We start from the raw sequence: 24005 nt of genomic DNA, 5'->3' as shown, positions 1-24005 counted from the left end.
GCCCCCCTTGTCCCCTTGACCGCCGCACAGCAGGCCGTTCGAGACTACGCGTCCGCATGTGCCTCCGTCATGCGATCCGGCGACCGTTGTTCAACCGGAAACGACCACAGCCTTTCGAAAGTTCTGTCCGAAGCATTGACGCCCAGGTCTGCCGACTTTACGGTCCCGTTCGAAGTTACGGGCGTTATCCGAAATACCGAACGCGGCGTCACGCGGAGATTGGGCGGCGAAGCGTCACAGCACGGAACACCACTTCGAACGTAAGGGCAGGGCATGGGACGACCTGGCCTGAATCGCAGGCAACTTCTGGCCGCGGCGGGCGGCCTGGCGGTCGCGGGCAGCTTCGGCTTCGCGGCTCTGGGCAAGGGCGCCGACGCGCTCGCCTCCGGCGCGGACGCCCGGGTCCGCTACTGGAACCTCTTCAGCGGCGGCGACGGCTACAACATGATCGCGATGCTGGACTCCTTCCGTAAGGACAACCCCGGCATCGACGTGAAGGACTCCACCCTCCAGTGGGGCAGCCCCTTCTACACCAAGCTGGCCATGGCGGCGGCGGGCAACCGGGCCCCGGACCTCGGCGTCATGCATCTGGGCCGGGTCACCGGCTTCTCCCCCGGCCGCCTCCTGGACCCCTGGGACCTCGGCCTGCTCGCCAAGTACGGGGTACGGGAAGAGGACTTCAACCCCGAGCTGTGGAAGCGCGCCGTCATCGACGGCAAGCTGTACGCCCTGCCGCTCGACATCCACGTGCAGCTCTGCTTCTACCGCAAGGACGTGCTGGAGAAGGCGGGCCTGCTCGGCGACGACGGCAAGCTCGTGCAGGTCACCTCCACCGACGAGTGGTTCGACGTGCTGAAGGAGGCCAAGAAGGCCACCAAGAAGGGGCTGCAGACCATCGGCCTGTGGCACAACGACCAGAACTTCCAGTGGTGGTTCTTCGTCGCCTTCTACACCCAGCTCGGCGGCACCTGGTTCGACGACTCCAGCACCGAGGTCACCTTCGACACCGACAAGGCCACCCAGGTCCTGGAGTTCCTGCGCCGGCACATCGCCGACGGGTACGCCGACCCGGGCTACGGCGGCGCCGCGGGCGCCGAACAGTTCGTCAACGGCTCCCCCTTCTGCTGGGAGGGCAACTGGTCGGTGCCGGTCTTCGACACCGCGAAGGTCGAGTACGGCGCCACCCCGCTGCCGCCCGTCTTCGGCAAGCCGGCCACCCACGCCGAGTCGCACTCCTTCGTGCTGCCGCACCAGTCCGACCGCGGCGGAGCCGCCAACGAGGCCGCGCACCGGCTCGCCGCCTACGTCGTGCAGCACGCCCGGCAGTGGGCGGCCGGCGGCCACATCCCCGCGTACACGCCGACCCTGTCCTCGGCCGCGTACCAGGAGCTCCAGCCGCAGAACGAGTACGTCACGGCCATGGACCACCAGGCCACCGAGCCGAAGGTGTGGTTCGCCGGGTCCACCGGCATCCTCGCCCAGCGCGTCGGCCCCATCGTCGTCTCCTCGACGACGGGCTCCGCCAGGCCGGAGGCCGTGGCCCGCCGGATGAAGGGCGCGCTCACCACGCTCCTCGCCATGAAGAACCCCATGGACGGCAGAACCGCCGCGCAGGGAGGTGCGGTCGCATGACGACGACCAGCGCTGAGACCGTCATCCGCCCGGCCCGCGCGCACACCGCCGCGCCCACCGCGACCGTCCGCCGCAAACAGGGCTTCCAGCACGGCGGCTGGTTCGTCGCCCCGTTCCTCGCACTGTTCGCGCTCTTCGTGATCTGGCCGCTGCTGCGTGGCCTCTACCTCAGTTTCACCGACGCCAACATCTCCGGCGACGGCGCGAGCTTCGTCGGCCTCGACAACTACCGCGAGGCCCTCGACGACCCGCTGATGTGGGACGCGCTCGGCCACAGCGCCTGGTTCACGCTGCTCGTGGTGCCCTGCATCACGGTCCTCGCCTTCCTCCTCGCGATGCTGGCCCACCACATCGAGCGCGGGAAGTGGCTGTGGCGGCTCTGTTTCTTCCTGCCGTTCCTGCTGCCGTCCACCGTCGCCGCCAACCTGTGGCAGTGGCTGTTCAACCCTGGCAACGGCATGATCAACCACGTCTTCGGCCTCGAGACGCCGTGGCTGACCGACAAGTCGTACGCCATGCTCGCCATCGTCATCACCACCCTGTGGTGGACGGTCGGCTTCAGCTTCCTGCTCTACCTCGCCGCGCTCCAGGGCATCCCCGCCCACCTGTACGAGGCCGCCAAGCTGGACGGCGCCAACGCCTGGCACCGCATGGTCCACATCACGCTGCCGATGCTGCGCAACATCACCGGTCTCGTCATCGCCCTGCAGATCCTCGCCTCGCTCCAGGTCTTCGACCAGGCCGTCGTGATGATGGACTTCGCCCCCGGACCGGAGGACTCGACCCGCACGTTCGTGCAGTACACCCTCGAAGAGGGCTTCACCAGCTACCGCGTGGGTTACGCCTCCGCGATGTCCATCATCTTCTTCGTGCTCATCGCGGCCGTCGCCCTCGCGCGGATGTGGCTGCTGCGCAACCGTGAGGAGGGCGGCCGATGAGCAGCACCGCCGCACAGATACGCGTCAAGTCCCGTACCCGCAGGCCTTGGACGCCCAGCCAGATCGTGCTCACCCTGCTCGGCGTCGCCGTCTCCGCGGTGATCCTGTCGCCGCTGGCCTGGGCGCTGTTCACCTCCCTGAAGTCGGAGACCGAGGCCGTCGAGGTGCCGACGCACTGGCTGCCCAAGGACTGGACCGGCCAGGCGTGGTCGGCCATCTTCGAGAACGGCAACATCACCAACTGGTTCGTGAACTCGCTCGTCGTCTCCGTCTGCGTCACCGTCATCGTGCTGTTCGTCAGCGCCCTGGCCGGATACGGCTTCGCCCGCACCGAGTTCCGCGGCAAGGGCGCCCTGATGGGCGTGGTGATGGCGGGACTCATGATCTCCCCGGCCGTGCTCGGTGTCCCGCTGTTCACCACGGTCCAGCAGATGGGGATGGTCGACACCTACTGGGGCATGATCCTGCCGCAGTGCGCGCCCGCCGCGATGGTCTACATCCTCTACAAGTTCTTCCAGGGCGTCCCGCGCGAACTGGAGGAGGCCGCCTTCATCGACGGCGCCGGCCGCTGGCGGGTCTTCTTCACGGTCATCCTGCCGCTGTCCCGCCCCTCGCTCGCGGCGGTCGGCATCTTCACCTTCATCAGCTCGTGGAACAACTTCCTCTGGCCGTACATGGTCACCAACAACCCCGACCTGATGACCATGCCCAACGGCATCGCGACCGTCATGAACTCCTACGGCATCCAGTGGGCCCAGCTCATGGCCGGCGGCCTGACGGCGGGCCTGCCCCTGATCATCGTCTTCGTCTTCTTCCAGCGCCAGATCGTGGCGGGCGTCGCGCACACCGGCCTGGCCGGCCAGTGACGGCACCCACCGAGTAACGAGGAGACCCCACTTGAAGCGCCTCAGACTCGCCGCGCCGCTCGCCGCGGCTGTCGTCGCCCTGCTCCCGGGCACCGCCCAGGCGGACGTCACCTACCCCGACCCCCAGCCGATCACCGGCCAGGAGATCATCCACGACCCCACCGTCATCCGCCTGAAGAACGGCGGTTACGTCTCCTACTCCACCGGCGGCGTCATCGGCGCCCGCACCTCGAAGGACCGCGTCCACTGGGACGACGCGGGCAACGCCTTCGCCGAGCCGCCGGAGTGGTGGTACGAGTACAACGACACCGGCGACCCCTGGGCCCCCGACATCTCCTACCGCGACGGCCGCTACTGGCTCTACTACGCCGTCTCGTCCTGGGGCACCAACCACTCGGCGATCGGCGTCGCCACCTCCCGTACGGGCCTTCCCGGCACCTGGACCGACCAGGGCAAGGTGTTCACCTCCGAGACCACCGACACCTGGAACGCCATCGACCCGGCGGTGATCCGCGCCGACGGCAGGCTGTGGATGGCCTTCGGCTCGTACTGGACGGGCATCCGCATGGTCGAGCTGAACCCGAGGACCGGCAAGGCGGCCGAGGACGCGACGGTCCACCACCTGGCCACCCGCCCCGACGCCCCGTACGCGGTCGAGGGCCCGGAGATCGTCAAGCACGGCCGCTACTACTACCTCTTCGCGTCGTACGACGCGTGCTGCTCGGGCGTGAACTCCACGTACAAGATCAAGGTCGGTCGCTCCACGGACATCGAGGGCCCGTACGTCGACAGCACCGGCAAGCCCCTGCTGGAGGGCGGCGGCGACCTGGTGCTGGAGGGTCACGGCCGGTACATCGGCACGGGCGGCCAGTCGGTCTTCGAGGACCGGGGCAAGGACTGGCTGGCGTACCACTACTACGACGCCGAGGACGACGGCACGCCGAAGCTGGGCCTGAACCGCCTGCACTGGACGAAGACCGGCTGGCCAGAGGTTTTCTAGGGGCGCGGGGAACTGCGCGACCAGCCACAACGCACCTGTAGCCGCGATCACGACAAGAACCACCCACCTCGAAAGGCGCCCATGCGAACCGCCCGCTTCACCCTCGACCCCGCCTTCACCGTCGGCGATGTCAACCCCCGCCTCTTCGGTTCCTTCGTGGAACACCTCGGCCGCTGCGTCTACACCGGCATCTTCGAACCGGACCACCCCACCGCCGACGAGGCCGGCCTCCGCCAGGACGTGCTGGACCTGGTCAAGGAGCTCGGCGTCACCGCCATCCGCTACCCCGGCGGCAACTTCGTCTCCGGCTACAAGTGGGAGGACTCGGTCGGCCCCGTCGAGGACCGCCCCCGCCGCCTGGACCTGGCCTGGCGCTCCACGGAGACCAACCGCTTCGGCCTGTCCGAGTACATAGCGTTCCTGAAGAAGATCGGCCCCCAGGCGGAGCCGATGATGGCGGTCAACCTCGGCACGCGCGGCGTGGCGGAGGCCCTGGAGCTGCAGGAGTACGCCAACCACCCCGCGGGCACGGCGCTGTCGGACCTCCGGATCGAGCACGGCGACAAGGACCCCTTCGGCATCAGGCTCTGGTGCCTCGGCAACGAGATGGACGGCCCCTGGCAGACCGGCCACAAGACCGCCGAGGAGTACGGCCGCCTCGCCGCCGAGACGGCCCGCGCCATGCGCCAGATCGACCCGGGCCTCGAACTCGTCGCCTGCGGCTCCTCCGGCCAGTCCATGGACACCTTCGCCGAGTGGGAGGCGACGGTGCTGAAGGAGACGTACGACCTCGTCGACTACATCTCGCTGCACGCCTACTACGAGCCCGTCGACGGCGACGTGGACTCCTTCCTCGCCTCGGCGGTGGACATGGAGTCCTTCATCGAGAACGTGGTCGCCACCTGCGACCACATCGGCGCCCGCCTCAAGTCCAAGAAGAAGATCAACCTCTCCTTCGACGAGTGGAACGTCTGGTACCTGCTGCCCCACCAGAAGGAGACCGAGGAGAACCCGCTCGACTGGCCGGAGGCCCCGCGCCTGCTGGAGGACAGCTACAGCGTCACCGACGCGGTCGTCTTCGGCTCCCTCCTGATCGCGCTGCTCCGGCACGCCGACCGCGTCACGGTCGCCTGCCTCGCCCAGCTCGTCAACGTCATCGCCCCGATCATGACCGAGCCGGGCGGCCCGGCCTGGCGGCAGACCACCTTCTTCCCGTTCGCGCAGGCCTCGAAGTACGGGCGCGGCGAGGTCCTCGACGTACGGGTGGACTCCCCGACGTACGAGACGAAGAAGTACGGCGAGGCGGACCTGCTGCACGCCACGGCCGTCCGGGCCGAGGACGGCTCGGTGACCGTCTTCGCGGTCAACCGCAGCCGCACCGAGACCCTGCCGCTCGAGGTCGCGCTCAACGGCCTCGGCCTGTCCTCGGTCGTCGAGCACAGCGCCCTCGCGGACGCCGACCCCGACGCCCGCAACACCCTCGACGACCCCGAGCGGGTCGCCCCCCACGCGGTCGAGGGCACGGCCCTGACGGACGGCACGCTGAAGGCCGCACTGGAGCCGCTGTCCTGGAACGTGATCCGCCTGCGCTAGCGGCGCTCCCGCCGTGACCGGTCGAGGCCCGGCCCGCCGCCCCGGTCACGGCCCGGTTCACCGCCCCGGTCCGCCACGGACCACAATGACCCCATGAGGATCTCGGCACGGGCGGACTACGCGGTACGGGCGATGCTGGAACTGGCGGTGCGGCAGGACGACGGCCCGGTGAAGGCGGAGGCCGTCGCCCTGGCCCAGGACATCCCGCACAAGTTCCTGGAGGGGATCCTCGGCGATCTGCGGCGCGGCGGGCTGGTCAGCAGCCGGCGCGGCGGCAGCGGCGGCTACCGGCTGGCCCGGCCCGCCGACGGCATCACCGTCGCCGACGTCATCCGCGCCGTGGACGGGCCGATCGTGTCCGTCCGCGGTGAGCGGCCCACCCAGCTCACGTACACCGGTCCCGCCGCGCCGCTGCTGCCGCTGTGGATCGCGGTGCGGGCCAATGTGCGGCGGATCCTGGAGGGCGTCACGCTCGCGGACATCGCGGCGGACGCCCTTCCCGGGCCCGTACGGGACCTGGCGGCGGAACCGGCGTCATGGGAGAACCCCTGACGCGCTCGCGTCAACGCTCTCAGCTGCTCCACAGCTTCAGCCCTTAACGTCGGCCCCGGCGAATTCCTACTGATCCGGTCGGAAAACCAGGGAAGACGGGACGGATTGATGCGCACGCTGGTACTGCTCGCGTTGGCGGGGCTCGGTGCCCAGCTGGTGGACGGCAGCCTGGGCATGGCCTATGGCGTCACCTCGACCACGCTGCTGCTCGCCATGGGCACCAACCCGGCCGCCGCGTCGGCCACGGTCCACCTCGCCGAGATCGGCACCACGCTGATGTCGGGCGCGGCGCACTGGCGTTTCGGGAACGTGGACTGGAAGGTCGTCGCGAAGATCGGCGTGCCCGGTGCGCTCGGTGCCTTCCTGGGCGCGACCGTGCTGTCGAACCTCTCCACGGCGGTCGCCGAGCCGGTGATGTCGCTGATCCTGCTCGGCCTCGGCGTGTACGTCATGTCCCGCTTCACCCTGCGCGGGCTGCCGAAGGACAAGGTGGGCAAGCCGCTGCGGAAACGGTTCCTGTCGCCGCTCGGGCTGGTCGCCGGGTTCCTGGACGCGACCGGCGGGGGCGGCTGGGGGCCGGTCGGTACGCCCGCGCTGCTGGCCAGCGGGCGGATGGAGCCGCGCAAGGTGATCGGGTCGATCGACACCAGCGAGTTCCTGGTCGCGATCGCCGCCGGCCTCGGCTTCCTGTTCTCGCTCGGCTCGCAGGGCATCGACTTCGTGTGGGTGCTGGCCTTCCTGCTGGGCGGGATGATCGCGGCGCCGGTCGCGGCCTGGCTGGTGCGGCTGGTCCCGCCGCGCGTCCTCGGCTCGGCGGTCGGCGGCGTCATCGTCCTCACCAACGTCCGTACGCTGCTCGGCAGCGACTGGATCGACGCGCCGGGCGCGCTCACCACGGCCGTGTACGTCCTGCTGTGCGCGCTGTGGGCCGCCGCGCTCACGTACTCGATCCGGGCCCACCTCAGGGAGAAGGCGGAGCGGCCGGCGGCCGAGGAGCCGCAGCCCGCGGCGGTCTGAGCACCGGTCGGGGACCGCTCAGTGCAGGCGCATCGCCAGGGTCACCGCGGCTCCCGACGTGCCCGCCGCGATGGTGAGCCGGTCGGTGACCAGATGGGCGAGCCAGAGACCGCGGCCGGAGCGGCTGTCGTCGAGGCCGGGGAGGAGTTCGGGGATCGCGGGCGTGAAGCCGGGGCCGTTGTCGGTGATCCGGCACTCCAGCTCGTCCGCCCGGCGCCGCAGCTCCAGATGGCCGCGGCCGCCCGCGTGCTCGATCGCGTTGTCGGCGATCTCGCTGATGGCCAGGGTGAACTCGCCCAGACGCACTCCGGCCAGTCCCTCGGCGGCAGCCCTGTCCTCGACCATGGCGCGCAGGACGGACACGTTCGCTTCGGTGAAGTGCCGTTTCAACAAGACCGTTTCGGGACCCTCTAGGCCGCTCAGCCGCATATATCCACGCTATCCGGGTCCGGCCGATCCGTAACCGAAGGATCGCGTGGGGATGAAGTAAGGCCGGAATTGTGCGATCGCGATCACTGAACGAATCCTTCCGGGCGGTTGTTGCCCGGTGTGGTGGTCAAGGTGGTGATCGGGGTGAAGTCGACGGACAGGGCGCGGAGTTACGTATGTGAGAAGCGTTGACGCGGAAGCGCTTCGACTCTACGTTGCGGGGCACGCAAACGTCCGACAGAACGGCCACCGTTCGATATCCCGGACGAACTCCCCATCCTCCCCAGGAGGTTCCGCGTGAGCCGCACATCCCTCACCTCCCGCACGTCCCGCGGGCCCCGCTCATCCCGCTCGTCCCGGAGAACCGCTCTCCTCGCCGTCCCCGCGGCCGTTCTGCTCGCCCTCGTCCCCGGTACGGCGAGCGCGTACCCGAACCCCGGTACCGTCACCGGATCGACGGTCGTCCACGACCCCACGATGATCCGCACCTCCTCCGGCCAGTACCTGCTGTACGCCACCGGCGGCGGTATCTCGAGCAAGTCGTCCACCAACCGGATCGCGTTCAGCGCGGGCGCGGACGCCTTCTCGACGCGGCCGAGCTGGTGGTCGACGTACTCGTCCGTGCCGGAGGCCTGGGCGCCGGACATCTCGTACCACGGCGGCAAGTACCTCATGTACTACTCCGTGTCGTCGTTCGGCTCGCAGAAGTCGGCCATCGGGCTGGCCGGTTCGACGACCGGGCAGCCGGGGAGCTGGACGGACTACGGCGTCGTGTACACCTCCAGCTCGTCCACCGACTACAACGCCATCGACCCGAACCTCTTCGTCGACGACGACGGCAAGTGGTGGCTGTCCTTCGGCAGCTGGTGGAGCGGGATCAAGATGATCCAGATCAACCCGTCCACCGGCAAGCAGCTCTCGTCCAACACCACGCGCTACTCGCTGGCGTCCCGCCCGACCGGCACCAAGGCGGTGGAGGCCCCCTACATCGTCAAGCGCAACGGCTACTACTACCTCTTCGCCTCGTACGACACCTGCTGCGCCGGCACCAGCTCCACGTACAAGGTCAAGGTCGGCCGCGCCACCTCCGTCACCGGGCCGTACCACGACAAGAACGGTGTCGCGATGACCGACAACGGCGGCACCCCGGTGCTGGAGTCCCACGGCAGGGTCATCGGTCCCGGCGGCCAGTCGATCCTCAAGGACGTCGACGGCGACCTGATCGTCTACCACTACTACGACGGCAACGACAACGGCACGCCCAAGCTCGGTGTCAACCTCCTGAACTGGAGCAGCGGATGGCCCGTCGCGTACTGACCCTGCTGGCCGCGCTGCTCCTCGCCCTCTCCCTGGGCCAGCCGTCCGCGAGCGCGGCCTCGTTCACGAACCCGGTCAAGTCGGTGAAGGGCGCCGACCCCTGGATCTCGTACCACGACGGCAGCTACTACATGGTGACGACGAGCTGGACCGACGTCATCACCATGCGCAAGTCGACCACGCTGGCCGGGCTCGCCACCGCACCCAGCGTGCAGGTGTGGAAGGGTGACGCGGCCTCGCGGTGCTGCAACATCTGGGCGCCCGAGCTGCACTTCCTGAACGGCCGCTGGTACCTGTACTTCACGGCCGGGCAGAACGTCTCCGACTACAACCCCACCCAGCGCAGCCACGTCCTGGAGAGCGCGGGCTCCGACCCCATGGGCCCGTACACCTTCAAGTCCACGCTCAACAGTTCCTGGATGCTGGACGCGAGCGTGCTGAACGTGGGCGGGCGCCTGTACCTGCTGGGCAGCGCGAGCGGCGGCGGGACGCAGAACCTCGTCATCGCGCCGATGTCCAACCCGTACACGGTCAGTGGGTCCTTCTCGACGATCTCCACGCCGACGTACGACTGGGAGCGGCAGGGCGGGACCGTCAACGAGGGCGCGGAGGTGCTCCAGCGGAACGGCCGGACGTTCCTGATCTACTCGGCGAGCGGGTGCTGGACCCCGGACTACAAGCTCGGGCAGCTGGAGCTCACCGGCTCCAACCCGCTCTCCGCCTCCTCCTGGACGAAGAAGTCCACGCCCGTCTTCCAGCGCAGTGACGCGAACGGCGTCTACGGGCCCGGGCACAACGGCTTCTTCACCTCGCCGGACGGCAGTGAGAGCTGGATCGTGTACCACGCCAACGACAGCGCGAGTGACGGCTGCGACAACGGGCGCACCACACGCGCCCAGAAGTTCAGCTGGAACTCGGACGGCACGCCGAACTTCGGTATGCCGGTGCGGTTGGGCGCGGCCCAGAACGGTCCCTCGGGGGAGCCGTCCACCGCGTCCACCACGTACACGGTCGTCAACCGCAACAGCGGGAAGTGCCTGGACGTCGAGAACGGGGCGACCGCGGACGGGACGAACGTCCGGCAGTGGGCCTGCAACGGCGCGAACCCCCAGCGGTGGCGTCTGGAGGACCTAGGCGACGACACGCACCGGCTGGTGAACGTGGCCACGGGCAAGGTGCTGGACACCGCCGACTGTTCGGCGGCGGACGGTGCGGATCTGCGGCAGTGGTCGTGGCTGAACAACACGTGCCAGCGGTTCCGGTTCGTGGCGACGGACAGCGGATACGTGCGGATCGTCAACCAGGCGACGGGGAAGGTCGCGGACGTCGCGGACTGCGGCACGGCCGACGGGACCGACGTACGGCAGTGGTCGTGGCTGAACAACGCGTGTCAGCAGTGGGCGCTGCGGGCCGTGTGACGGCTACCGCGAAACTCCCCCTCATAGCGACCCGGCCTGCGGCCACCCCACCGGCTCCGGCTGGGTGCGGCCGCGGACCTGGGCGGCCGTGAGGCCCTGGGCGGCTCCCGTCGCGCGGCGGTTCGCGGCCGCGGCGGCCATGCCGGGCATGCCCGTCTGGGCGGCCGGGGTGAGGCCGGCGGCCGCGGCGGGTGACATGCCCGGCATCGCGGCCGCGGGTACGGCGACAGGCGCGGGCACGGGCACCGGCGGCGCGGGTACGGGTGGCGCGGGTACGGGTGGCGCGGGTACGGGTGGCGCGGGTACGGGCGCGGGCATGGGCACCGACGGCAGGGGCCCGGGTGCCGGCAGTGACGCGGCCTGCGCGGCGAGGCCCTGGGCGCCCGCGCCGTTCGTCCCGCTCATCAGCCGGTCCACGGCCGCCGTACCCGAGCTGTAGCCGGTCCCGGTGGCAGGCTCGGGTACGACGGCTCCCCTCCCGGTCCCGTACAGCACCGACTCCAGGCCGGACACCAGGCGTCGCACGTCCACCTCGGGCCGGACGACGAGCCGCAGGAAGCGACTGGACGAGCCGATCTTGTTGCCGCACTCGCGGACCAGGACGCGGTGCTCGGTGAGCAGCCGGTCGCGGACCACCGTGCCCTCGGCGCCCACGGGCAGGCGCACGAAGAGGAAGTTGCCCTGGGACGGGTAGACCGTCAGACCGGGCAGCGCGGAGAGCCGGCGGGCCATGTCGAGGCGGTCCCGGCGCACCTGGTGCAGGCTCTCCAGGTACTCGGCGCCGTGTTCCTTGAGCATGAACACCACGGTCTCCGCGAAGGAGTTGAGGTTCCACTTCGGCAGCATCGAGCGGATCTTCCCGGCGAGCGCGGGGTTCGCCACCAGGTAACCGAACCGTATGCCGTGCAGGCCGAAGTTCTTGCCGAGGCTGCGCAGCACGATGACGTTGGGGCGCATCACCGCCTCCTTGACGACGCTCGGCTCGGCCTCGGCGTCGGCGAACTCCAGGAACGACTCGTCGACGACGACCAGGTCCAGGTCGGCCATCGCGTCCATGAACTGCACCACCGCGTGCCGGTGCAGAAAGCCGCCGTCGGGGTTGTTCGGGTTGCAGAGCACGGCGACGCGGGTGCCGCGGGCGCGGATGAACTCGGCGTACTGCGCGAGGTCCAGGGCGAAGCCGCTGGACTCCTGGAGCGGGAACATGTCGACGCGCTTGCCGGTCTCCATCGGCTGGTCGGTCCAGCGGCCGAAGGTGGGGACGGCGACGGCGAGGGACTCCCGGACGAGGAGATGGTCGATCCAGGTGATCAGCTCGGTCGAGCCGTTGCCCATCGCCACGCACTGCGGCGGCAGCTGGAGGAGGTTGCAGAGCTCGGCCGTGATCGTGTCGGCGCTGCTCGGGTAGTACGTGATGATCTCGCGCAGCCGGCCGGCCAGCTCGTCGAACATGGCCGGGGTGGGGAAGTACGGGTTGCACGGGATGCAGAAGTCGACCGGCCCGGCGCCCTCGCCCCCCTCGCGCGTCAGCGCCGCCATCGACGGGCTGTGCGCTGCGGTGCCGCGGAACAGCGAGGTGACGTTGCCGGCCATGGGACCTCCGTGTGGGCGGACCCGGTGGGGGGAACCGGGCCCGTCGTGCCTGGACGGCCCGTGCGGGGGAGCACGGGCCGCCCTTGCATACGGAGGCCGACGTGACGCCGTTCAACTGTTGTGAAGAAAACGTGTCCGGCGTGATGGTGCTGTCAGGCGTCGAACGAGTGCACCGTCGTCGTCCGGTACGTCTGACCCGGCCGCAGCACCGTCGACGGGAACGACGGCTGGTTCGGCGAGTCGGGGAAGTGCTGCGTCTCCAGGCAGAGGGCGTCGCCCTGCCGGTAGACGCGGCCGCCGGAGCCGACCAGGGTGCCGTCCTGGAAGTTGCCGGAGTAGAACTGCAGGCCGGGCTCGTTCGTGGCGATGCGCAGCGTACGACCGGACCGCGGGTCGCGCAGCGTCGCGGCGTGCTCGGGACGGGATGTGATGCCCTTGTCGAGCACCCAGTTGTGGTCGTAGCCCTGCCCGTACAGCAGCTGCTGGTGGGCGACGCGGATGTCCTCGCCGACCGTCTTGGCGCGGCGGAAGTCGAAGGGGGTGCCCGCGACCTTCGCCAGCTCACCGGTGGGGATGAGGCCGGAGTTCACGGGGGTGTAGCGGGAGGCGGCGATCGACAGCTCGTGGTCCTCGATCGTGCCGCTGCCCTCGCCGGCCAGGTTCCAGTAGACGTGGTTGGTGAGGTTGACGACGGTGGCCTTGTCGGTGGTGGCCTCGTAGTCGATGCGCCAGTCGCCGGCGCGGGTGAGGGTGTACGTCACCTTCGCCTTGAGCGTGCCCGGGTAGCCCATCTCGCCGTCGACGCTCGTGTAGTGCAGGTGGAGGCCGACGTCGGAGCCCTTGGTGAACGGCTCCACGTCCCACACGCGCTTGTCGAAGCCCTGGGCGCCGCCGTGCAGGCTGTTCTCGCCGTCGTTGACGGAGAGCTGGTACGCCGTGCCGTCGAGGGTGAAGCGGCCCTTGTCGATGCGGTTGCCGTAGCGGCCGATCAGGGCGCCGAAGTAGGGGCTCTTCGCGACGTAGTCGTCGAGGTTGTCGAAGCCGAGGGAGACGTTCGCGTACCGCCCGCGCCGGTCCGGGATCTCCAGGGACTGCACGGCCCCGCCGTAGGAGAGGACCTTCAGCCGCGTCCCGCCGTTCTCCAGCGACCAGCGGTACACCTTGGTGCCGTCCGCGAGCTTTCCGAAGAGTTCCTTCACCGGCTTCCTGCCTCCCCCGGCGTGGGCCGTGCCCGCCGCACCGATCGTGCCCGCCGCGATACCGGCGGCCGCCGCTCCCGCTATGACCGTGCGTCTGTTCATGTCCATCTGTTACGGCTCTCCTGCGTAGAAGAAGGGCCCCGCCTTCTGGCGGGGCCCTCGTCCGAAACTTACGAACCGACCTTGCGCTTGTTCCACACGTCGAACCCGACCGCCAGCAGCAGCACCAGGCCCTTGATGACCTGCTGCCAGTCGGTGCCGATGCCGACGAGGTTCATACCGTTGTTCAGCACGCCCAGAACCAGACCACCGATGATCGCGCCGAGGACGGTGCCGACGCCGCCGCTCATCGACGCGCCGCCGATGAACGAGGCCGCGATCGCCTCCAGCTCGAAGTTGAGGCCGGCCTTGGGCGAGGCCGCGTTGAAGCGGGCGGCGAAGACCAGACCCGCCAGGGCCGCGAGCATGCCCATGTTCAGGAAGACCAGGAAGGTGACCTTCTTGTCCTTCACACCCGACAGCTTGGCCGCGGGCAGGTTGCCGCCGATCGCGTAGATGTGGCGGCCGATGATCGCGTTGCGCATGACGTAGCCGAAGCCGACGACCAGCACGCCGAGGATCAGCAGGACGATCGGGGCGCCCTTGTAGCTGGCCAGCAGCAGCGTGACGACGAGCACGGCGGCGGAGATGGCTACCAGCTTCAGCACGAACAGGTTCGTGGGCGGCACCTCGAGGGTGAACTCCCGCTGCCGCTTGCGGTCACGGATCTCCTGGAGCACCACGAAAGCGATCAGCGCGATGCCGAGCAGCAGGGTCAGGTTGTGGTAGTTCGTCTCCGGGCCGACCTCGGGCAGGAAGCCGTTGGCGACCTTCTGCAGACCCTCCGGGAACGGGCCGAGGGTCTGGCCCTCCAGGAAGATCTCGGTCGCGCCGCGGAAGACCAGCATGCCCGCCAGGGTCACGATGAACGACGGTATGCCGAGATACGCGATGAAGAACCCTTGTGCCGCGCCCGCGGCCGCGCCGACGGCCAGGCACAGCAGCACGGCCAGCGGCCACGGCAGATCGTTCTTCACCATGAACACGGCGGCGATCGAGCCGACGAACGCCGTGAGCGATCCGACCGACAGGTCGATGTGCCCCGCGATGATGACCAGCATCATGCCGATCGCGAGGATCAGGATGTAGCTGTTCTGCAGCACCAGGTTGGAGACGTTGCGCGGCAGCAGCAGGTCGCCTTCGGTCCAGACGGCGAACAGCACCACGATCAGCCCGAGGGCGATCAGCATGCCGTACTGCCGCATGTTGCGGCGCATGCCGTCCAGCACCAGGTTCAGCAGGCCTCCGCTCGCCGCGCCGCCCTTGCCGGGCGGCGCCGGGGCCGGCGTCTTGGCGGTCACGTCCGTGCTCATCGGGTTACCTCTTTGTCCTTCGTCATCTGACGCATCAGCGATTCCTGTGAGGCCTCGGCCCGCGAGAACTCACCGGTGAGCCGTCCCGCGGCCATGGTGTAGATGCGGTCGCACATGCCGAGCAGCTCGGGCAGCTCGGACGAGATGAAGACGACCGCCTTGCCCTCGGCCGCCAGCTGGTCGATGACCGTGTAGATCTCGTACTTGGCGCCGACGTCGATACCGCGCGTCGGCTCGTCCAGGATCAGCACGTCCGGCCCCGCGAAGATCCACTTGCTGAGGACGACCTTCTGCTGGTTGCCGCCGGACAGCTTGCCGACCGGCTCGAACACGGTCGGCGCCTTGATGTTCATGGACTTCCGGAAGCCCTCGGCGACCTGCCGCTCCCCGTGCTCGTCGACCACACCCGCCTTGGCGACCTTGCCCAGCGCGCTGAGCGAGATATTGCGGTTGATGGTGTCGATGAGGTTGAGGCCGTAGTGCTTGCGGTCCTCGGTGACGTACGCGATGCCGTGCTTCACCGCCTCGGGCACGGTCTTCGTACGGATCTCCGTGCCGTCCTTGAGGACCGTGCCGCCCGTGTACCGGCCGTAGGTGCGCCCGAACACGCTCATCGCGAGCTCGGTGCGCCCGGCGCCCATCAGGCCCGCGATACCGACGATCTCCCCGCGCCGCACCTGGATCGAGACGTCGTCGACCACCTTGCGCTGCTGGTCGATCGGGTGGTGCACGGTCCAGTTGCGGATCTCCAGGGCGGGCGCGGCACCCTCCTCCGGCTGGTGCGGCGACCGCTCGGGGAAACGGTTCTCCAGGTCACGGCCCACCATGCCGCTGATGATCCGGTCCTCGGTGGTCTCCTCGGCCGCCACGTCGAGCGTCTCGATGGTGTGCCCGTCGCGGATGATCGTCACCGAGTCGGCGACCCGGCGGATCTCGTTCAGCTTGTGGGAGATGATGATCGAGGTGATGCCCTGGTCCTTCAGATCGAGGATCAGGTCCAGCAGCTTGCCGCTGTCCTCGTCGTTCAGCGCCGCCGTCGGCTCGTCGAGGATGAGCAGCTTCACCTTCTTCGACAGCGCCTTGGCGATCTCGACGAGCTGCTGCTTGCCCACGCCGATGTCGGCGACGCGGGTCTCCGGGTGCTCGTCGAGGCCGACGCGGCGGAGCAGCTCGGTGGCGTGCTTCAGCGTGTCGTTCCAGTTGATGAAGCCGCGCCGCGCGTGCTCGTTGCCGAGGAAGATGTTCTCCGCGATGGAGAGGTAGGGCACCAGGGCCAGTTCCTGGTGGATGATCACGATGCCGTGCTCTTCACTGGCCCTGATGTCCTTGAACGCGCAGACCTCCCCCTCGAAGAGGATGTCCCCCTCGTAGGTGCCGTGCGGGTGGACGCCCGAGAGGACCTTCATGAGGGTCGACTTGCCGGCGCCGTTCTCCCCGCAGATGGCGTGGACCTCGCCCTTCCGGACGGTCAGTGTGACGTCCGACAGCGCCTTGACGCCGGGAAAGGTCTTGACGATCGAGCGCATTTCCAGGACGGGTCCCGCCATGGTCGTGCCTTCCAATCCTTCGGTGCCGTCGGTTACTTGAGGTCGCTCTCCTTGAGGTAACCGGAGTCGACGACGGTCTTCTGGTAGTTCTCCTTGTCGACGCTCACCGGCTCGAGCAGGTACGCGGGCACGACCTTGGAGCCGTTGTCGTAGGTCTCCTTGTCGTTGAGCTCGGGCTCCTTGCCGTCGAGCGAGGCCTCGACCATGTTCACGGCGACCTTGGCGAGCTCGCGGAGGTCCTTGAAGACGGTCATCGACTGCTGGTCGTCGATGATCGACTTGACCGAGGCGAGCTCGGCGTCCTGGCCGGTGACGATCGGCAGCGGCTTGTCCTTGGTGCCGTAGCTGTCCGACTTCAGGGCGGACAGGATGCCGATGGAGATGCCGTCGTACGGCGAGAGCACCGCGTCGACCCGCTCGCTCTTGTACGCCGAGGTCAGGATGTCGTCCATGCGCTTCTGGGCGGTGCCGCCGTCCCAGCGCAGGGTGGTGACCTGGGTCAGCTCGGTCTGGCCGGAGCGGACGACGAGCTGCTTCTTGTCGATGTACGGCTGGAGGACGCTCATCGCGCCGCCGAAGAAGTAGCGGGTGTTGTTGTCGTCGTTGGAGCCGGCGAACAGCTCGATGTTGAAGGGGCCCTTCTCGCTGCCGTCCTTCAGGCCGAGCTTCTCGACGATGTAGTTGCCCTGGAGCTCGCCGACCTTCTCGTTGTCGAACGACGCGTAGTAGTCCACGTTGTCCGTGTTGAGGATCAGCCGGTCGTAGGAGATCACCGGGATGTCGGCGTCCTTGGCCTGCTGGAGCACGTTGTTCAGCGACTTGTTGTCGATGGCCGCGATGATCAGGGCGTCCACGCCCTGCGTGATCAGGTTCTCGATCTGGGAGACCTGCTGGTCGGGGTCGTCCTCCCCGTAGACCAGCTTGGCCTCGAAGCCCTTGGACTCCAGGGTGTCGACGACGTAGTTGCCGTCGGCGATCCAGCGCTCGGAGGACTTGGTGGGCATGGCGACACCGATGGTGGCGCCGTCCGCGCCGCCCTTGCCCTCCTCACTGCCGCCTTCGCTGTCCTGGCCGCAGGCGGAGAGGGTGAGGGCGAGTGAGGCGGCGGAGGCCAGGGCGGCGAATGCGGCTCGGCGGTTGCGCATAATCATCATCCTTGATGTGGTGGGCCGGCTCGGTCGGCGGTGATGCGGGGCGGAGCGGGGGAGGCGCTCCGTGCGGTACGGGGGAGACCGAGGAGAGTGTGTGGGATCGTGTGCGGCTGTGTCTGCTTCTGCGCAGGGACCTTTGTTCGAACGTTATGAAGGACGTCGCACCGCGGTGGCGGGGCCACGTCGCACCCTGGTCACGCGGGCACGTCGAACCGCTTGAGCTCGCCCGGCAGCCGCGAACCGAGGGGCGCCATGTCGTTGTCCACGCCGTGCCGTTGCAGCAGGTCCAGGGCGAGCCGGCCGCGCCGCACCCGCTCCCGGGCGGTGGCCAGGGTGAGCTCGCGCATGTGGTGCCCGTACGGGTAGATCCCGGGGGCCTTGGCCAGCCCGAACTTGAGGTAGATCGGCGCACCGCGCCGGATCAGCTCGGCGATCTCGTACATGCGCACATACCCGCCGAGGTCGTCGGGGGCCTCGACGTACATGTCCATGGGGGTGCCGGAGGCGCGGCGTATCTCGGTGAGGTGATCCAGCGTCAGATCGCTGGGCACGTTGATCGAGTCGGCGCCGAGGTTCTCGTACACGGCGAACGAGGCCGGGTTGACCGGGCCGATCAGTGCCGACACCTTCAGCGTGGTGTCGGCGGGGATGATCCCGGCGGTGCGGGCCCGGTGCAGCGTCCACAGTACGCCCTCGTCGGCGACGAGCAGGCACTTCACGCCCAGCTCGGTGGCGCGGACCGCGTCCTCGACACAGCCCGCGACCGCGTCGTGGCCCCGGGCACGCAGACCCGCCCCGCCCGAGTCGGTCCGGGTGGAGCCGCCGATGTCCCAGGTGCCGCGCGGGCCGGTGAACAGGCAGAGCTCGATGTCGCGTTCGGCGGTGGCCTCGACCATCTCGGTGATCTCGGCGTCGGTCAGCATCCACACACCGCTGCCCTGGCTGATCCGGTGAATCGGCACATCGAGCCGCGAGGACTCCTTGAGGACCACGGACAGCGCCTCGGGTCCCTCGCACGAGGGGATCTCGGTGCGCCAGCGGCCGCCTCCGGGGAAGCTGTGCGACGAGGCGTCGGCGGGGGACAGGGCGGGCGCGTCCAGACCGAGCGAGGCGAGCGCCTGCTCGCCGGGTCGACGGGGTGCCGTGGCGGAAGCGTCGGTCACAGGTTGTCCTTCAGGTTCGGCATGCTCGGCATGTTCGTGATTTCGGACGGAGTTCGCGGATCAAGGCGCGAACCGTGCGGTAGCGGAGTGCGGGGCGCGAGGTGCGGGGTGCCGGGTGCGGTGGCGCTGGGCGTACGCCGGTACGGAGCGTCAGGGTCTCCGTACCGGCGCACGGCTCGTGGTGGTGCTGTGTGCTGTGCGGTGGGGGCCTCGGTGGGGTCAGGGCCGCAGCAGGACCTTGCCCACCTTCGGGTCGCCGGCCCCCACCAGCTCGATGGCCTGTGCGAACTGTGCGAGCGGCAGTTCATGGGTGACGAGCGGCAGCGGATCGAGGAGCCCGGCCCCGAAGACCCGCACCGTGTGCGCCCACGCCTCGGGCGGCGCGCCGAACACGGTGTGCACCTCCAGCTGCCGTACGACGAGGTCGGTCGGGTCGAGTCCCTGGGCGCCCGGCGCGGGGATCCCGGTGAGGACCAGCCGCCCGCCGCGCCGCAACAGCCCCGCGGCGGTACGGGCGGCGTCCGCCGACCCCGCGGTCTCGATGACCACGTCGAAGTCGCCGGGCAGCTCCTGGTCCTTGGTCCGGAAGTCCGTGGCGCCGAACCCCTTGCAGAGCGCCGAGCGGTCCGGGCGGGTGCCGACGACCAGCAGCTCGGCCGGGCTGGCCGCCTTCAGGAACTGAACGGCGAACACCCCGAGCGTCCCGGTGCCCACCACGGCCACCCGCTCCCCGGGCCGCGCGTTCGCCTTGAGCGCGGCGGCCGCGATGCAGGCGGCCGGCTCCAGCAGCGCGGCGGCCGTCAGATCGGCGTCGTCGGGCAGAACGTGCAGGAGACGGGCGGGCAGCGTCAGCGTGGAGGCCATCGCACCCGGCTGGGTGAACCCGGTCTCCTCGTACCCGGCCGTGCACAGCGTGGTGTCGCCCGCATGGCAGCGGTCGCACACCTGGCAGTTCCGGAAGCCCTCGCCGACGACCTTGCGGCCTACAAGAGTCGAAGGCACTCCGGCCCCGACCGCCTCCACGGTCCCGGACCACTCGTGGCCCGGTGTGAGCGGATACCGCACATACCCCTCGGGCCGGTTGCCCTGGTAGACCTCGCGGTCGCTGCCGCAGATGCCGGAGGCGTGGACGCGCACCAGCGCCTCGCCGGCCTCCGGCTGCCGGGGCTCGTGCGGGACGAGCCGGTGCTCGCCCGGCGCGTCGATGACGACGGCGGTGCTCACGGGGCCCCTCCGGGGGTGACGACGGCGGTGCTCACTTCGTGGCCTTCGGCTTGCGCTGCTCCCAGCCGTCGGCCCACAGGTCGAACCGGGCCTGCTGCTGCGGGAACTCGGCCGCCGCGTCCACGTCCAGCTCGACACCCAGGCCGGGCGCGTCGGACAGGTGGAAGCAGCCGTCCTCCGGGTCCACGTAGGGCGCGCCCTTGATCACCTTCTTGATCTCCGCGTCCGCGAAGTCGTTGAAGTGCTCCAGGATCTTGAAGTTGGGGGAGGTGAAGCCGACCTGGAGGGAGGCCGCGGTCAGCACGGGCCCGCCCACGTTGTGCGGCGCGACCAGCATGTAGTGGGTCTCGGCGGTCGCGGCCAGCTTCCGGGTCTCCCAGATGCCGCCGATGTGGCCGACATCGGGCTGGAGGATGTCCACGGCCTGGCTCTCGAACAGTTCACGGAACTCGATCCGGTCGTGGATGCGCTCACCCGTGGCGACCGGCATGTCGACCTTGGCGGCCACCTTCTCCAGCGCCTTGAGGTTCTCCGGCGGCACCGGCTCCTCCAGCCACGCGGGCTTGAAGGGCGCCAGCTCGTGGGCGAGCCGTACGGCGGTGGCCGGCGAGAACCGGCCGTGCATCTCCAGCATCAGCTCGGCCTCGGGCCCGATGGCGTCCCGTACGGCCTCGATCAGGGAGACCGCGTACAGGGTCTCCTTGTGGTCGAGCTCGAAGTGCCCGGTGCCGAACGGGTCGATCTTCAGCGCCCGGTACCCGCGCTCCATCACCCCCTGGGCGGCCTTGTGGTACGCCTCCGGGGTGCGCTCGGTGGTGTACCAGCCGTTGGCGTACGCCTTGACCTTGTCGGTGACCTTGCCGCCGAGCAGCTGCCAGACCGGTACGCCGAGGGCCTTGCCCTTGATGTCCCAGCAGGCCATCTCGATCACGGCGATGCCGGACATCACGATCTCGCCGGCCCGCCCGTAGTCGCCGTACTTCATCCGGCGGACGAGGTCCTCGACAGCGAACGGGTCCGAGCCGAGAATGTGGTTGGCCTCGGCCTCCTTCAGGTAACCGAGCAGAGCGTCGGTGTGTCCCAGCATCCGGGTCTCGCCGACCCCCGTGAGCCCCTCGTCGGTGTGCACCTGGACGTAGGTCAGGTTGCGCCAGGGTGTCCCGACCACGTGTGTGCTGATTCCGGTGATGCGCACGGCAGTGTCCCTCGCTGCTTCGTCGGTGCTTGTGCGGCCCTGCGACGGCTCGTTGTGCTCGTGTGGCCCGTCCGGGCATGTTCGAGATTTCGTCATGCGTTCGAAATGCTGGCGTGACAGTAAGGACGGTGCCGGGGGAGTGTCAATGGGTCGCACGCATAACGGTTGCGGCAGGGGCGAGCACGCCCTCAACTCCCATACCGGAACAGGTGCTTCCCTACACAACATTCACAGCGGCTTCCAGGGGAATGCCATGAGAAGCATCTAGTCTCCCCGCGTCATGAACTACTGCCACCCGTGCCGACGGCACCTCAACGGCGCCCTCTCCTGCCCGGGCTGCGGCGCCCAGGCCGATGAGTTCCGCGCGTACACGGTGGACGACGGTGCGCGCCCGTCCGGGAGTGCCGGGAACGCCGGGAGCGCTGGGAACGCCGAAGGTTCCGGGAGCGCCGAAGGTTCCGGAAGCGTCGGGGGTACCGGAGGCGTCGGGGGTACCGGAGGCGTCGGGGGCGATACCCGTGCCGGTCGACGCGATCGCAAAGCGGCCGCCCATCGCCGGCGCCGCCGCCGGGTCCTGTTCATCGGTACGGGGCTGCTGCTCGCGGCGGGCGGACTGAGCCTCGCCGAACTCGGCGTCGAGGCACCGGGCTCGCATCCCGGCACGACGACGACGGCGGCGGACGGCGGCCCGGCGGAGTCCCCGGCCGCCGCGGAGGCGCCGTCCCCGCAGGACGGCACCACGGCCGCCGTCGGCGTGGCCGCGGACGCCTCCACCGCTCCGGACGGCGGCTCGGCGTCCCCGTCGGACGGGCGCTCGCCCACGGGCGCGGGGACCGAGCAGGAAGAGGCGGTGCGGGAGGAGGACTCCCAGAGCGGCGCCGAGGAGCAGGCAGGACAGGACGGTGACCGGGCGGGGCGGCCGCCCTCCGGAGGCGCCGCGGCGGGCCGTACGTCCCCGGCGCCGGGAGCCACCTCCGCCCCCGGGGCATCCACGGCCCCGAGCTCCGGCCCCACGTCCGAGGAGCCGCCCCCGGACCCGTCGCCTTCGGAAACGTGCGACCGGTTCCTGTGGTGGTGCGCATGACCTTCGCCGGCCTCGGGATCCAGGCCTCGGCCAGGTCTCGGCCAGGTCTCGGCTAGGCCGACAGCATCCTCCGCAGCAGCTCCCGCAGGCCGAGCCGTTCCTCCTCGGACAGGGCCGCCAGCGGCTCCCGCGCGAAGTCCAGGGACTCCCGCAGCCCCTTCGCGATCCGGCGGCCCTCCTGGGTGGCCGCCGCCAGCTTCACCCGGCGGTCGTTCGGGTCCGGCCGCCGCTCCACCAGCCCCCGGGCCTCCAGCCGGTCCACGATGCCGGTCACGTTCGACGGCTCGCACTTCAGCTTCTGCGCCAGCCGCCGCATGGGCAGCGGCTCCAGGGAGAGCAGGCTCAGCAGCCGCGCCTGGGCGCCGGTCAGCGCGTGCTCGGCGGCGGCCTCCTCGTATTCCTCGTGATAGCGGGCCACGACGGTGCCGATGAGCTCGACCACCTCCAGGGTGAGGGGGTCGACCGGTGGACGTCTGTGCGTGGCCATGGGCACCAGGCTACCGGCTTATTTGACATGCTGAAATTTTCAGGCGCATGGTTGTTTCAGGTTGTGAAGTATTTCGGGTACAACGTAGGTACCACGCAGTACGACGTAGTACGACGCAGGAAAGGCGCCCTCATGTCCGACACCCCGGCCCTCCCCACCACCAGCCGTGAATGGCACCTGCTCAGCCGCCCCGTCGGCTGGCCGAAGCCCGAGGACTTCGCGCTGGTCGAGGCGGAGATCCGGCAGCCCGGCCCCGGCCAGGTCCTGGTACGGAACAAGTACCTCTCCGTCGACCCGTACATGAGGGGGAGGATGTCAGCGGCCAAGTCGTACGTCGCCCCCTTCGAGCTGAACAAGGTCATGCAGGGCGGGGCCGTCGGCGAGGTCGTCGCGTCGAACGCGGAGGGCATCGCGCCCGGCGACCACGTGCTCCACTTCGGCGGCTGGCGCGAGTACGCCACGTTCGACGGCAAGCAGGCCGTCAAGGTCGACCCGGAGGCCGCGCCCCTCTCCACCTACCTGGGCGTGCTCGGCATGACCGGCCTGACCGCCTACGCCGGACTGCTGCGCACCGCCTCGTTCAAGGAGGGCGACTCCGTCTTCGTCTCCGGCGCCGCCGGTGCCGTGGGCAGCCAGGTCGGCCAGATCGCGAAGCTCAAGGGCGCCTCGCGGGTGATCGGCTCCGCCGGGTCCGACGAGAAGGTGAAGCTGCTCGTCGAGGAGTACGGCTTCGACGCGGCCTTCAACTACAAGAACGGCTCCGTCGGCGAGCAGCTCCGCGAGGCCGCGCCCGACGGTGTCGACGTGTACTTCGACAACGTCGGCGGCGACCACCTCGAGGCCGCCATCGGCTCCCTCAACCGGGACGGCCGGATCGCGGTCTGCGGAATGATCTCCGTCTACAACAACACCGAGCCGGCCCCCGGCCCGAAGAACCTCGCCCGTCTCATCCAGACCCGCGGCCGCATCGAGGGCTTCCTCGTCGGCGACCACTACGACCTGCAGCCGCAGTTCTTCCAGGAGGTCGGCCCCTGGGTGCGCTCCGGTGAGCTGAAGTACCGCGAGACCGTCGTCGAGGGCGTCGAGAACACGCTGGAGGCGTTCTTCGGGGTCCTGCGCGGCGACAACACCGGCAAGATGATCGTCAAGCTCTGACCGGCCGGCCGTAACCGCGAGAGGTCCGCACCC

At 69.4% G+C, this 24005-nt stretch carries 21 protein-coding genes; 11 read left to right on the top strand and 10 right to left on the bottom strand.

Going from position 1 to position 24005, the window contains the following annotated elements; all coding sequences use genetic code 11:
• The first annotated feature begins 273 nt into the window (after window positions 1–273).
• From IE242_RS16660 to IE242_RS16630, 7 genes are all read left to right on the top strand, one after another.
• Window positions 274–1632 carry an extracellular solute-binding protein gene (locus IE242_RS16660; protein ID WP_189859871.1) on the top strand — a complete coding sequence of 453 codons (1359 nt, stop codon included), beginning with the start codon at window positions 274–276 and terminating at the stop codon, window positions 1630–1632.
• Complete coding sequence (locus IE242_RS16655; protein ID WP_189859869.1) at window positions 1629–2570, top strand: carbohydrate ABC transporter permease; 942 nt, start codon at window positions 1629–1631, stop codon at window positions 2568–2570. The genes IE242_RS16660 and IE242_RS16655 overlap by 4 nt, the downstream gene beginning before the upstream one ends.
• Window positions 2567–3436, top strand: a complete 870-nt coding sequence (locus IE242_RS16650; protein WP_189859868.1) for a carbohydrate ABC transporter permease — start codon at window positions 2567–2569, stop codon at window positions 3434–3436. Before IE242_RS16655 ends, IE242_RS16650 begins: the two co-directional genes overlap by 4 nt.
• A 31-nt stretch (window positions 3437–3467) precedes the next feature.
• Window positions 3468–4436: an arabinan endo-1,5-alpha-L-arabinosidase gene (locus IE242_RS16645; protein WP_189859866.1), complete on the top strand. Its 969-nt coding sequence runs from the start codon at window positions 3468–3470 to the stop codon at window positions 4434–4436.
• A gap of 81 nt (window positions 4437–4517) precedes the next feature.
• Window positions 4518–6029: an arabinosylfuranosidase ArfA gene (arfA, locus tag IE242_RS16640; protein WP_189859864.1), complete on the top strand. Its 1512-nt coding sequence runs from the start codon at window positions 4518–4520 to the stop codon at window positions 6027–6029.
• Between the two features lie 93 nt (window positions 6030–6122).
• A complete protein-coding gene (locus IE242_RS16635) occupies window positions 6123–6581 on the top strand; it encodes an RrF2 family transcriptional regulator (protein WP_189859862.1) in 459 nt (152 codons plus the stop codon).
• A 108-nt stretch (window positions 6582–6689) separates the two neighbouring features.
• Window positions 6690–7598: a sulfite exporter TauE/SafE family protein gene (locus tag IE242_RS16630; RefSeq protein WP_189859860.1), complete on the top strand. Its 909-nt coding sequence runs from the start codon at window positions 6690–6692 to the stop codon at window positions 7596–7598.
• Window positions 7599–7616: 18 nt separating this feature from the next.
• On the opposite strand, the gene IE242_RS16625 is transcribed toward IE242_RS16630, so the two are convergent.
• Window positions 7617–8027 carry an ATP-binding protein gene (locus tag IE242_RS16625; protein WP_189859858.1) on the bottom strand — a complete coding sequence of 137 codons (411 nt, stop codon included), beginning with the start codon at window positions 8025–8027 and terminating at the stop codon, window positions 7617–7619.
• A 297-nt stretch (window positions 8028–8324) separates the two neighbouring features.
• On the opposite strand from IE242_RS16625, the gene IE242_RS16620 reads away from it, so the two are divergent.
• Both IE242_RS16620 and IE242_RS16615 read left to right on the top strand, forming a co-directional pair.
• The gene (locus tag IE242_RS16620; protein WP_189859856.1) at window positions 8325–9344 is read left to right on the top strand and encodes an arabinan endo-1,5-alpha-L-arabinosidase; all 1020 of its coding nucleotides are present in this window, start codon (window positions 8325–8327) and stop codon (window positions 9342–9344) included.
• Window positions 9326–10762, top strand: coding sequence for a family 43 glycosylhydrolase (locus IE242_RS16615; RefSeq protein ID WP_189859854.1), 1437 nt, complete (start codon window positions 9326–9328; stop codon window positions 10760–10762). The genes IE242_RS16620 and IE242_RS16615 overlap by 19 nt, the downstream gene beginning before the upstream one ends.
• Before the next feature lie 21 nt (window positions 10763–10783).
• Here the strand turns inward: IE242_RS16615 and IE242_RS16610 are convergent, their stop codons facing one another.
• The 8 genes from IE242_RS16610 to IE242_RS16575 all read right to left on the bottom strand — a co-directional run bounded on the left by IE242_RS16610 (window position 10784) and on the right by IE242_RS16575 (window position 21246).
• Window positions 10784–12355, bottom strand: a complete 1572-nt coding sequence (locus IE242_RS16610; RefSeq protein ID WP_189859852.1) for a pyridoxal phosphate-dependent aminotransferase — start codon at window positions 12353–12355, stop codon at window positions 10784–10786.
• Between the two features lie 152 nt (window positions 12356–12507).
• The gene (locus IE242_RS16605; protein WP_189859850.1) at window positions 12508–13662 is read right to left on the bottom strand and encodes an aldose epimerase family protein; all 1155 of its coding nucleotides are present in this window, start codon (window positions 13660–13662) and stop codon (window positions 12508–12510) included.
• Window positions 13663–13724: 62 nt separating this feature from the next.
• The gene (gene mmsB, locus IE242_RS16600; RefSeq protein WP_189859848.1) at window positions 13725–14966 is read right to left on the bottom strand and encodes a multiple monosaccharide ABC transporter permease; all 1242 of its coding nucleotides are present in this window, start codon (window positions 14964–14966) and stop codon (window positions 13725–13727) included.
• Window positions 14963–16513: a multiple monosaccharide ABC transporter ATP-binding protein gene (mmsA, locus tag IE242_RS16595; protein ID WP_189859846.1), complete on the bottom strand. Its 1551-nt coding sequence runs from the start codon at window positions 16511–16513 to the stop codon at window positions 14963–14965. The genes mmsB and mmsA overlap by 4 nt, the downstream gene beginning before the upstream one ends.
• Window positions 16514–16545: 32 nt before the next feature.
• Window positions 16546–17658, bottom strand: a complete 1113-nt coding sequence (gene chvE / locus IE242_RS16590; protein WP_373299526.1) for a multiple monosaccharide ABC transporter substrate-binding protein — start codon at window positions 17656–17658, stop codon at window positions 16546–16548.
• A gap of 200 nt (window positions 17659–17858) precedes the next feature.
• Entirely contained in the window at window positions 17859–18827 is a 969-nt protein-coding gene (locus IE242_RS16585; RefSeq protein ID WP_189859842.1) for a glycosyltransferase family protein, read from the bottom strand.
• A 219-nt stretch (window positions 18828–19046) separates the two neighbouring features.
• Window positions 19047–20051 (bottom strand): zinc-dependent alcohol dehydrogenase, encoded by a 1005-nt coding sequence (locus tag IE242_RS16580; protein WP_189859840.1) that lies wholly within the window; start codon window positions 20049–20051, stop codon window positions 19047–19049.
• A gap of 31 nt (window positions 20052–20082) precedes the next feature.
• A complete protein-coding gene (locus IE242_RS16575) occupies window positions 20083–21246 on the bottom strand; it encodes a mandelate racemase/muconate lactonizing enzyme family protein (protein ID WP_189859838.1) in 1164 nt (387 codons plus the stop codon).
• Window positions 21247–21526: 280 nt separating this feature from the next.
• Between IE242_RS16575 and IE242_RS16570 the strand changes: the two genes are divergently transcribed.
• Window positions 21527–22330 carry an SCO2400 family protein gene (locus tag IE242_RS16570; RefSeq protein WP_189859836.1) on the top strand — a complete coding sequence of 268 codons (804 nt, stop codon included), beginning with the start codon at window positions 21527–21529 and terminating at the stop codon, window positions 22328–22330.
• Between the two features lie 52 nt (window positions 22331–22382).
• Here the strand turns inward: IE242_RS16570 and IE242_RS16565 are convergent, their stop codons facing one another.
• The gene (locus IE242_RS16565; protein ID WP_189859834.1) at window positions 22383–22817 is read right to left on the bottom strand and encodes a MarR family transcriptional regulator; all 435 of its coding nucleotides are present in this window, start codon (window positions 22815–22817) and stop codon (window positions 22383–22385) included.
• Between the two features lie 132 nt (window positions 22818–22949).
• Here IE242_RS16565 and IE242_RS16560 point away from each other — a divergent pair, with 132 nt between their 5' ends.
• The gene (locus IE242_RS16560; protein ID WP_189859832.1) at window positions 22950–23972 is read left to right on the top strand and encodes an NADP-dependent oxidoreductase; all 1023 of its coding nucleotides are present in this window, start codon (window positions 22950–22952) and stop codon (window positions 23970–23972) included.
• The last annotated feature ends 33 nt before the right edge of the window (window positions 23973–24005 follow it).

Origin of the sequence: Streptomyces poonensis, assembly GCF_014650915.1 — a bacterium.
GTDB lineage: Bacteria > Actinomycetota > Actinomycetes > Streptomycetales > Streptomycetaceae > Streptomyces > Streptomyces poonensis.
Note: the sequence above shows the minus strand (reverse complement) of the source record. Positions and strands in the feature narration are given on the sequence as shown.

What these genes read in the sequence shown, in the direction of transcription:
- IE242_RS16660 (WP_189859871.1), top strand. Translation starts at nt 274, where the DNA reads ATGGGACGACCTGGCCTGAATCGCAGGCAACTTCTGGCCGCGGCGGGC.
- IE242_RS16655 (WP_189859869.1), top strand. Translation starts at nt 1,629, where the DNA reads ATGACGACGACCAGCGCTGAGACCGTCATCCGCCCGGCCCGCGCGCAC.
- IE242_RS16650 (WP_189859868.1), top strand. Translation starts at nt 2,567, where the DNA reads ATGAGCAGCACCGCCGCACAGATACGCGTCAAGTCCCGTACCCGCAGG.
- arfA (WP_189859864.1), top strand. Translation starts at nt 4,518, where the DNA reads ATGCGAACCGCCCGCTTCACCCTCGACCCCGCCTTCACCGTCGGCGAT.
- IE242_RS16635 (WP_189859862.1), top strand. Translation starts at nt 6,123, where the DNA reads ATGAGGATCTCGGCACGGGCGGACTACGCGGTACGGGCGATGCTGGAA.
- IE242_RS16630 (WP_189859860.1), top strand. Translation starts at nt 6,690, where the DNA reads ATGCGCACGCTGGTACTGCTCGCGTTGGCGGGGCTCGGTGCCCAGCTG.
- IE242_RS16625 (WP_189859858.1), bottom strand. Translation starts at nt 8,027, where the DNA reads ATGCGGCTGAGCGGCCTAGAGGGTCCCGAAACGGTCTTGTTGAAACGG.
- IE242_RS16615 (WP_189859854.1), top strand. Translation starts at nt 9,326, where the DNA reads ATGGCCCGTCGCGTACTGACCCTGCTGGCCGCGCTGCTCCTCGCCCTC.
- IE242_RS16610 (WP_189859852.1), bottom strand. Translation starts at nt 12,355, where the DNA reads ATGGCCGGCAACGTCACCTCGCTGTTCCGCGGCACCGCAGCGCACAGC.
- IE242_RS16605 (WP_189859850.1), bottom strand. Translation starts at nt 13,662, where the DNA reads ATGGACATGAACAGACGCACGGTCATAGCGGGAGCGGCGGCCGCCGGT.
- mmsB (WP_189859848.1), bottom strand. Translation starts at nt 14,966, where the DNA reads ATGAGCACGGACGTGACCGCCAAGACGCCGGCCCCGGCGCCGCCCGGC.
- mmsA (WP_189859846.1), bottom strand. Translation starts at nt 16,513, where the DNA reads ATGGCGGGACCCGTCCTGGAAATGCGCTCGATCGTCAAGACCTTTCCC.
- chvE (WP_373299526.1), bottom strand. Translation starts at nt 17,658, where the DNA reads ATGCGCAACCGCCGAGCCGCATTCGCCGCCCTGGCCTCCGCCGCCTCA.
- IE242_RS16570 (WP_189859836.1), top strand. Translation starts at nt 21,527, where the DNA reads ATGAACTACTGCCACCCGTGCCGACGGCACCTCAACGGCGCCCTCTCC.
- IE242_RS16565 (WP_189859834.1), bottom strand. Translation starts at nt 22,817, where the DNA reads ATGGCCACGCACAGACGTCCACCGGTCGACCCCCTCACCCTGGAGGTG.
- IE242_RS16560 (WP_189859832.1), top strand. Translation starts at nt 22,950, where the DNA reads ATGTCCGACACCCCGGCCCTCCCCACCACCAGCCGTGAATGGCACCTG.